This window comes from Escherichia sp. MOD1-EC6098, assembly GCF_002965865.1.
Taxonomy (GTDB): Bacteria; Pseudomonadota; Gammaproteobacteria; order Enterobacterales; family Enterobacteriaceae; genus Escherichia; species Escherichia marmotae.
Window position 1 is genome coordinate 163348 of record NZ_PTSN01000011.1, and the last position, 6212, is coordinate 169559.

At 52.0% G+C, this 6212-nt stretch carries 6 protein-coding genes and 3 tRNA genes; 7 read left to right on the forward strand and 2 right to left on the reverse strand.

Annotated elements, in window-relative coordinates; all coding sequences use genetic code 11:
* Positions 1-75 precede the first annotated feature (75 nt).
* Positions 76-1128 (reverse strand): small ribosomal subunit biogenesis GTPase RsgA, encoded by a 1053-nt coding sequence (gene rsgA / locus C0K55_RS13310; RefSeq protein WP_000041983.1) that lies wholly within the window; start codon positions 1126-1128, stop codon positions 76-78.
* A 94-nt stretch (positions 1129-1222) separates the two neighbouring features.
* Between rsgA and orn the strand changes: the two genes are divergently transcribed.
* The 4 genes from orn (at position 1223) to C0K55_RS13330 (ending at position 2398) form a co-directional block, all read left to right on the forward strand.
* Positions 1223-1768 carry an oligoribonuclease gene (orn, locus tag C0K55_RS13315; RefSeq protein WP_001517620.1) on the forward strand — a complete coding sequence of 182 codons (546 nt, stop codon included), beginning with the start codon at positions 1223-1225 and terminating at the stop codon, positions 1766-1768.
* Between the two features lie 210 nt (positions 1769-1978).
* Positions 1979-2054, forward strand: a tRNA-Gly gene (locus C0K55_RS13320).
* A gap of 157 nt (positions 2055-2211) precedes the next feature.
* Positions 2212-2287 (forward strand) — tRNA-Gly (locus tag C0K55_RS13325).
* A gap of 35 nt (positions 2288-2322) precedes the next feature.
* Positions 2323-2398: transfer RNA gene (locus C0K55_RS13330), tRNA-Gly, on the forward strand.
* Positions 2399-2667: 269 nt separating this feature from the next.
* On the opposite strand, the gene queG is transcribed toward C0K55_RS13330, so the two are convergent.
* Positions 2668-3807, reverse strand: coding sequence for a tRNA epoxyqueuosine(34) reductase QueG (queG, locus tag C0K55_RS13335; protein ID WP_001294210.1), 1140 nt, complete (start codon positions 3805-3807; stop codon positions 2668-2670).
* Here queG and nnr point away from each other — a divergent pair.
* The 3 genes from nnr to C0K55_RS13350 all read left to right on the forward strand — a co-directional run.
* Positions 3806-5353, forward strand: coding sequence for a bifunctional ADP-dependent NAD(P)H-hydrate dehydratase/NAD(P)H-hydrate epimerase (gene nnr, locus C0K55_RS13340; protein ID WP_072274891.1), 1548 nt, complete (start codon positions 3806-3808; stop codon positions 5351-5353). The genes queG and nnr overlap by 2 nt on opposite strands.
* Entirely contained in the window at positions 5325-5786 is a 462-nt protein-coding gene (gene tsaE, locus C0K55_RS13345) for a tRNA (adenosine(37)-N6)-threonylcarbamoyltransferase complex ATPase subunit type 1 TsaE (protein ID WP_000981973.1), read from the forward strand. Before nnr ends, tsaE begins: the two co-directional genes overlap by 29 nt.
* An 18-nt stretch (positions 5787-5804) precedes the next feature.
* Positions 5805-6212, forward strand: a 408-nt coding sequence (locus tag C0K55_RS13350; protein ID WP_336603109.1) for an AMIN domain-containing protein, incomplete at its 3' end; no start/stop codon positions are given.

Consider the following 6212-nt stretch of genomic DNA (forward strand, 5'->3'; position numbering starts at 1 on the left):
TTGTCGTTCCTGATCCGGCGTACATGCCGGATCCTGAAAAAAAGGGGACGATTCTAACGACGGTTAGCTTAATTGTCAGTCATCCGTATCAGAAAAGTTTTTACGCGTTTTTACCTGCGCCATGCTTTCCAGAATACGGTGATAGTTTTCGAAACGAGTTTCCGCGATTTTCCCATCTTCAACCGCTTCACGGATAGCGCAGCCCGGATCGGTATCGTGTTTGCAATCGCGATACTTACACAGGCCTAAGTAATCATGAAATTCGACAAAGCCTTGAGTGATTTGTTCCGGTGCCAGGTGCCAGAGACCAAATTCACGCACGCCAGGGGAATCAATCACATCACCGCCGTGCGGGAAGTGATACAGCCGTGCGGCGGTGGTGGTGTGCTGACCCAGACCAGAGTTGTCCGAAACATCGTTGGTCAGGATCTCTTTTTGCAGCCCCAGCAACGCGTTCAGCAGACTGGATTTACCGACGCCAGACTGCCCGGCAAAGATGCTGATCCGCCCGGTCAACGCCTCTTCCAGCGGTTTCAGGCCATCCTGAGTATGGCTGGAAACCATTAATACGCGATAACCAATGTTGCGGTAAATATCCATCTGCTCGTTGACAAATGCCATACCGTCATCGTCCAGCAGGTCGATCTTGTTGAGCACAATAATCGGCTCAATCTGCAAGGTTTCGCAGGCCACCAGGTAACGGTCGATAATATTGAGCGACAGCTCCGGCAAAATGGCGGAGACAATGACGATCTGGTCGATGTTGGCGGCAATGGGCTTCACGCCGTCGTAAAAATCCGGGCGCGTCAACACCGAGGTGCGCTCATGCACCGCTTCAACGATCCCTTTGACATTAATACCTTCCGCCGCCGGTTTGCCCGGACGCCAGACAACGCGATCGCCAGTCACCAGCGAACGGATAGTGCGGCGAATATTGCAGCGGTGAACTTCGCCATCGGCGGATTCCACATCAGCATGCATGCCAAAACGGCTGATGACGATACCTTCATCAGGCTCGCCAAACAGATTGTCGTCGTAGTCGGGCTTCTCCTTAGACGTTTTAAGACGACGCTGGTGATTGGCGTTCACACGGCGCTGCTGGCCTTTGGAGAGTTTATTTTTACTCAATCGTACTGACTCCTGGTCGCCCCTGATGGGCAAAACATCTATGATACACGCAATTGCGAATCAATATAGTCACTGTGAATGGGTGGAAAATAGCATGAGTGCCAATGAAAACAACCTGATTTGGATCGATCTTGAGATGACCGGTCTGGATCCCGAGCGCGATCGCATTATTGAGATTGCCACGCTGGTGACCGATGCCAACCTGAATATTCTGGCAGAAGGGCCGACCATTGCAGTACACCAGTCTGATGAACAGTTAGCGTTGATGGATGACTGGAACGTGCGCACTCATACCGCCAGTGGGCTGGTGGAGCGTGTGAAGGCGAGCACGATGGGCGATCGGGAAGCGGAACTGGCGACGCTCGAGTTCTTAAAACAGTGGGTGCCAGCAGGAAAATCACCGATCTGCGGTAACAGTATTGGTCAGGATCGTCGCTTCCTGTTCAAATACATGCCGGAACTGGAGTCGTACTTCCACTACCGCTATCTCGATGTCAGCACGCTGAAAGAGCTGGCGCGCCGTTGGAAGCCGGAAATTCTTGATGGTTTTACCAAACAGGGGACGCATCAGGCGATGGATGATATCCGTGAATCGGTGGCGGAACTGGCTTACTACCGCGAGCACTTCATCAAGATGTAAAATTTTTCCTGGTCACGTAACCGCCGAAATCCACTTGCGGCGGCGTGATTTTGACGCTAAATTGAACGTCTTGCCGATAATTTCAGCACTTGAGATAAAAACTCAAAAAAATTTTTTTAGGGGGGTTGCAGAGGGAAAGATTTCTCGTATAATGCGCCTCCCGTAACGACGCAGAAATGCGAAATTACGAAAGCAAAAATTAAGTAGTACGCGGGAATAGCTCAGTTGGTAGAGCACGACCTTGCCAAGGTCGGGGTCGCGAGTTCGAGTCTCGTTTCCCGCTCCAAAATTTGAAAAGTGCTGAAAGGCACAGACCACCCAATCGCAGTATTTCGAATTGCGACAAGGCGGCAACTGAACGAATCCTTCGGAGCTTACAAAAGTAAGTGACTAAGGTGAGTGAAGGCAGCCAAGGCAGTAGCGATTTGAAAGACGAAGATTAAGCGGGAATAGCTCAGTTGGTAGAGCACGACCTTGCCAAGGTCGGGGTCGCGAGTTCGAGTCTCGTTTCCCGCTCCAAAATTTGAAAGTGCTATAAAGCACAGACCACCCAAGCGGGAATAGCTCAGTTGGTAGAGCACGACCTTGCCAAGGTCGGGGTCGCGAGTTCGAGTCTCGTTTCCCGCTCCAAATTCTCCTCTCAATAAAATATCCACAGCGACGCGATGCGTTATTGCTGGTTTTTGTTATCTCTGACAAACTCTTGTAAACAGAGTTATCCACAGTGTCGGGCTGTAATCTTAATTTCAGGAAAACTTCGCACGGTGAATAGTAATTTTTTAACGTGTTGATATTTAAGTTGAAAAATAAGGTTTTGATTTGTCGTATTGATCACTTGACGATTTTTTCTGGCTTGAATTGCAATGTGTTTTTAATTTTATTCACAAGCTGTGGATGAATCAGGCGTCACGTGGTAAGCCTTTTTCTATCACGCGAACCAGACGCTGTTTTTTCGGTAGTTGCACCTCGACCACGCAGGCATTTCGTCGCTCGATTTGCTGCGCAATCGCCCACTCTATGTGTTCATCGAGAAGTGGGTGTTCACCTTTCCGACTGTTCAGTGCCGCCAGAATCGCTTCATCCCAGGGCGCATTTCCTAGTGCTACGGCGATATTTCGCAGCCAGCGTAAGTGACCAATCCGCCTAATCGCTGATCCTTCCGTGACTTTTAAAAACTTCTCTTCGCTCCAGGCAAAAAGCTCAATGAGCTCCGGCGCATGTAACGGTTTACGCGGGCTGAAATCATCTTCAGTTGTCAGTTGTGAATAGCGATTCCACGGGCAGATAAGCTGACAATCATCGCAACCGTAAATACGGTTTCCCATTAATGGCCGTAGTTCTTCCGGGATTGCTCCTTCCAGTTCAATGGTGAGATAAGAGATACAGCGGCGAGCATCGACGGTATATGGTTCCACGATGGCTCCGGTCGGGCAAATCGTCATGCAGGCAACGCATTTACCACATCCTTCCTCAACCGGTTGATCCACAGGTAGCGGAATATCAACCAGCAGTTCGCCTAAAAAGAAGAACGAACCAGCTTCGCGATTAAGAATAAGTGAGTGCTTACCTGTCCAGCCAAGACCTGCTTTTTCAGCTAACGGACGCTCAAGAATAGGCGCAGAGTCGACAAACGGTCTAAAATTCAGCGAAACACAATGTTGCTGAATCATCTCGCCCAGCTTTTTGAGTCGGTTGCGCAGAAGTTTGTGATAGTCACGGCCCAGCGCATAACGGCTAACATAGCCGAGTTTGGGATTTTTCAGCGTGCTGGCAAATGCGGCGTTGGCAGGAAGATAATTCATCCGCACGCTGATCACGCGCAGTGTACCGGGCAATAACTCGTGGGGGCGGGCGCGCAGCATACCGTGACGCGCCATCCAGTCCATTTCGCCATGGTATTGTTTGTCCAGCCATGCTTGCAGTTTTGGCTCGGACTCGCTGAGATCGGTATCGGTAATACCTACTTGCTGAAAGCCCAGTTCCAGCCCCCACTGTTTAATTTTTTGCGCTAACTGATTGAGATCGAGGGGCTCTGACATGACGGACCATACAATGAAGAAAAACCCCGTAAGTATACCACACACCGTCTGGCACGCCGACGATATCCGCCGTGGCGAACGCGAGGCGGCGGATGCGCTGGGGCTAACGCTCTATGAACTGATGCTTCGTGCGGGGGAAGCCGTGTTTCAGGTGTGTCGTACCGCTTATCCTGACGCCCGTCATTGGCTGGTGCTGTGCGGTCATGGCAATAACGGTGGCGATGGGTATGTGGTCGCGCGGCGGGCAAAAGCCATCGGCATTGAGGTCACGCTGCTGGCCCAGGAGAGCGACAAACCGTTGCCAGAAGAGGCCGCACAAGCGCGCGATGCATGGTTAAACGCGGGAGGCGAGATTCATGCTTCGAATATTGTCTGGCCTGAGTCGGTGGATCTGATAGTTGATGCGCTGCTCGGCACCGGATTGCAGCAAGCGCCCCGTGAACCCATCAGTAAATTAATCGATCATGCCAATACTCATCCTGCGCCGATTGTGGCAGTTGATATTCCTTCCGGCCTGTTAGCACAAACCGGAGCCACGCCAGGTGCGGTGATCAACGCCTCTCACACCGTGACCTTTATTGCCCTGAAACCAGGCTTGCTAACCGGGAAAGCGCGGGATGTAACCGGGGATCTGCATTTTGACTCGCTGGGGCTGGATAGGTGGCTGGCAACTCAGGAGGCGAAAATTCAGCGCTTTTCCGCATCGCAACTTTCTCACTGGCTGAAACCGCGTCGCCCGACATCACATAAAGGCGATCACGGGCGACTGGTGATTATCGGTGGCGATCACGGCACGGCGGGCGCGATCCGTATGGCGGGCGAAGCGGCGCTGCGTGCTGGTGCTGGTTTGGTCAGAGTGCTGACGCGCAGTGAAAACATTGCGCCGTTGCTGACCGCGCGCCCGGAATTGATGGTATACGAACTGACTGCGGAATCCTTAGCTGATAGCCTGGAATGGGCCGATGTGGTGGTGATTGGCCCTGGTCTGGGTCAGCAAGAGTGGGGGAAAAAAGCCCTACAAAAAGTCGAGAATTTTCGCAAACCGATGTTGTGGGATGCCGATGCATTGAACCTGCTGGCAATCAATCCCGATAAGCGTCACAATCGCGTGATCACGCCGCATCCTGGCGAGGCTGCACGGTTGTTGGGCTGTTCCGTGGCTGAAATTGAAAGTGACCGCTTACATTACGCACAACGTCTGGTACAACGTTATGGTGGTGTAGCGGTGCTGAAAGGTGCCGGAACCGTGGTCGCTGCACATCCTGATGCGTTAGGTATTGTTGACGCCGGAAATGCAGGTATGGCCAGTGGCGGCATGGGCGATGTGCTCTCTGGTATTATTGGCGCATTGTTAGGGCAGAAACTGACGCCGTATGATGCTGCCTGTGCCGGTTGTGTTGCGCACGGTGCGGCGGCCGATGTGCTGGCAGCGCGTTTTGGTACGCGCGGGATGCTGGCAACCGATCTCTTTTCCACGCTACAGCGTATTGTTAACCCGGAAGTGACTGATAAAAACCATGATGAATCGAGTAATTCCGCTCCCTGACGAGCAGGCAACATTAGACCTGGGCGAACGGGTAGCTAAAGCCTGCGATGGCGCTACCGTAATCTATCTGTATGGCGATTTAGGGGCAGGTAAAACCACCTTCAGCCGGGGTTTTTTACAAGCTCTGGGCCATCAGGGTAATGTCAAAAGCCCCACCTATACGCTGGTCGAACCCTATACGCTCGACAAATTAATGGTTTATCACTTTGATTTGTACCGCCTTGCCGATCCCGAGGAGCTGGAGTTTATGGGGATCCGCGATTATTTTGCCCACGATGCCATCTGCCTGGTGGAATGGCCACAACAAGGTACAGGTGTTCTTCCTGACCCGGATGTCGAAATACACATTGATTATCAGGCACAAGGCCGTGAGGCGCGCGTGAGTGCTGTTTCCTCTGCGGGTGAATTGTTGCTGGCGCGTTTAGCCGGTTAACCTTTAAAAGGTGGCGGGATGATGTATCGCATCAAAAATTGGTTGGTGGCGGCATTGGTGCTGTTGTGCGCACAGGCTGGTGCCGCTACGCTCTCTGATATTCAGGTTTCTAATGGCAGTGAGCAGGCGCGGATAACGTTGAGTTTTATTGGCGATCCTGATTATGCCTTTAGCCATCAAAGCAAACGCACTGTGGCGCTGGATATTAAACAAACCGGTGTAATTCAGGGGCTACCGTTGTTGTTCAGTGGCAATAATTTGGTAAAAGCTATTCGCTCTGGCACGCCAAAAGATGCGCAAACGCTGCGGTTGGTGGTCGATCTTACCGAAAACGGTAAAACCGAAGCGGTGAAGCGGCAGAATGGTAGCAATTACACAGTCGTCTTTACGATTAACGCCGATGCACCGCCACCACCCCCTCCACCA

Excerpts from the sequence above, each read along its gene's own strand:
- queG (WP_001294210.1), bottom strand. The coding sequence starts at position 3,807 with ATGTCAGAGCCCCTCGATCTCAATCAGTTAGCGCAAAAAATTAAACAG.
- tsaE (WP_000981973.1), top strand. The coding sequence starts at position 5,325 with ATGATGAATCGAGTAATTCCGCTCCCTGACGAGCAGGCAACATTAGAC.
- orn (WP_001517620.1), top strand. The coding sequence starts at position 1,223 with ATGAGTGCCAATGAAAACAACCTGATTTGGATCGATCTTGAGATGACC.
- nnr (WP_072274891.1), top strand. The coding sequence starts at position 3,806 with ATGACGGACCATACAATGAAGAAAAACCCCGTAAGTATACCACACACC.